This is a genomic window from Streptomyces spiramenti, from assembly GCF_012034385.1.
GTDB classification, from domain to species: Bacteria; Actinomycetota; Actinomycetes; order Streptomycetales; family Streptomycetaceae; genus Streptomyces; species Streptomyces spiramenti.
The window spans coordinates 1-1,465 of record NZ_JAAVJB010000443.1 but is presented as its reverse complement, the minus strand read 5'-3'; the positions used below and the strand labels follow the sequence as shown (position 1 = coordinate 1,465).

1 protein-coding gene is annotated in these 1,465 nt (G+C 77.1%); it reads left to right on the top strand.

Annotated elements, in window-relative coordinates:
• The coding region (gene murD, locus HCJ92_RS24035) for a UDP-N-acetylmuramoyl-L-alanine--D-glutamate ligase (protein ID WP_167935705.1) at positions 1 to 1,344 on the top strand (1,344 nt) is incomplete at its 5' end.
• Positions 1,345 to 1,465 lie beyond the last annotated feature (121 nt).

Below are 1,465 nucleotides of genomic sequence, written 5' to 3'. Positions count from 1 at the left end.
CCCCGCCCCCGCGCCGCCGCCGACCGCCTCACCGGCCCCGTCTCCGACGGCGGGGCCGGCCCGGCCGTCGAGGTCCGCCTCGGCGACGGCCACACGCTGCCCGAGGGCACCGACCTGGTCGTCACCTCACCCGGCTGGAAGCCCGGCAGCCCGCTGTTCGCCGCCGCCGCGGCGGCCGGCGTCGAGGTCATCGGCGACGTCGAGCTCGCCTGGCGGATGCGTCGTCCGGCCGCGGACGGCACGCCACCCGCCGACTGGCTCGTCGTCACCGGCACCAACGGCAAGACCACCACCGTCCGGATGCTCGCCTCGATCCTCGCCGCCGCCGGTGCCCGCACCGCGGCGGTCGGGAACATCGGGACGCCCATCATCGACGCGGTGCTCTCCGGCGAGCCCTACGACGTCCTCGCCGTCGAGCTCTCCAGCTACCAGCTGCGCTGGTCCCCGAGCGTGCGGGCCCACTCCGCCGCCGTCCTCAACCTCGCCCCCGACCACCTCGACTGGCACGGCTCCATGGCGGCCTACGCCGCGGACAAGGGCCGCGCCTACGAGGGCAACCGCGTCGCGTGCGTGTACAACGCCGCCGACCCGGCGACCGAGACCCTGGTACGGGAGGCGGACGTCGTCGAGGGCTGCCGCGCCGTCGGCTTCACCCTCGGCACCCCCGGGCCCTCACAGGTCGGGGTGGTCGAGGACCTGCTGGTGGACCGGGCGTTCGTCGCCGACCGGCAGCGCGCGGCGGCAGAACTCGCCGCCGTGGCCGACGTCCGGCCCGCCGCCCCGCACAACATCGCCAACGCCCTGGCCGCCGCCGCCCTGGCCCGCGCCTGGGGCGTCGAGCCGGTAGCGGTCCGCGACGGGCTGCGGGCGTTCCGGCCCGACGCCCACCGCATCGAGCACGTCGCCGACATCGGCGACGTCGCCTGGGTCGACGACTCCAAGGCCACCAACACCCACGCCGCCGAGGCATCGCTGGCGGCCTACCCGTCGATCGTGTGGATCGCCGGCGGTCTGGCCAAGGGCGCCACCTTCGACGAGCTGGCCGCCGGCGCCGCCGAGCGGCTGCGCGGGGTGGTGCTGCTGGGCGCCGACCGCGCGCTCGTCGCCGAAGCGCTGGCGCGACACGCGCCGGATGTGCCGGTGTCCGACATCGACCGGACCGACACTGGAGCGATGGCGGCGGCCGTCCGCGAGGCGGCACGGCTGGCCCGCCCCGGTGACACCGTCCTGCTGGCGCCCGCCTGCGCCTCCATGGACATGTTCACCGACTACAACGAGCGGGGCGACGCCTTCGCCGCTGCCGTACACGACCTCGTGGACGCCCCGGACGCGGACCGGACATAGTCCCGGCCCCGCGCCCGGGGCGGGCGAGCGCCCCGCACCGGCGGGACACCCGGAGGGGACGACCATGCACCAGGACCGTTCGGCCGCCCCACCCGGCAGGGGCGGGGCCGGCCGGCCCCGC